Raw genomic sequence first — 419 nt, 5'->3', positions numbered from 1 at the left:
GTCCAGGACACCGCGCAGCCTGCGCGCGTATTCCGTCCGGTCCCCGTCCACGGCCAGTTCGAAATAGGCCAGGACCGGAGGCGCGGAATCGGCCTCCGGCCGGCGGGACGTCCGGGACCTCTCGCTTTCCAGGTCTTCGATTTCGTGCAGCATGTCACAATCCTCGCTAATGGTCCTGGACGATCCTACCGGAGCCGGGAATGATGACCTTCCGCATTTGGTCGAGCACCTTTCCGGGCAGGCCGTACAAGTCCGTCCCCCGGGTGGGGTCCGATATTTCCGGATAGATCTGCTTCACCTGTTTCCATTCCTGCTTGGTGAAGCCCATTCCGTCCGGCTGTTCCTGCGGAATCGCTCTCGCACGGATGTCGTCGACGAAACTCTTCGGCACGTCGAAGACGACGAGCAGCTCGTCGTCC

1 protein-coding gene is annotated in these 419 nt (G+C 62.3%); it reads right to left on the bottom strand.

Features of this window, described 5'->3' with window-relative positions; all coding sequences use genetic code 11:
* Window positions 1–166 precede the first annotated feature (166 nt).
* Window positions 167–419 (bottom strand): hypothetical protein (locus G3I56_RS42905; protein WP_164418969.1); only part of this gene is annotated, 253 nt, incomplete at its 5' end.

This window comes from Streptomyces sp. SID12488 (genome assembly GCF_010548275.1).
Classification (GTDB): domain Bacteria; phylum Actinomycetota; class Actinomycetes; order Streptomycetales; family Streptomycetaceae; genus Streptomyces.
The sequence above is the reverse complement of the archived record's forward strand: the minus strand, read 5'-3'. Positions and strand labels throughout refer to the sequence as shown.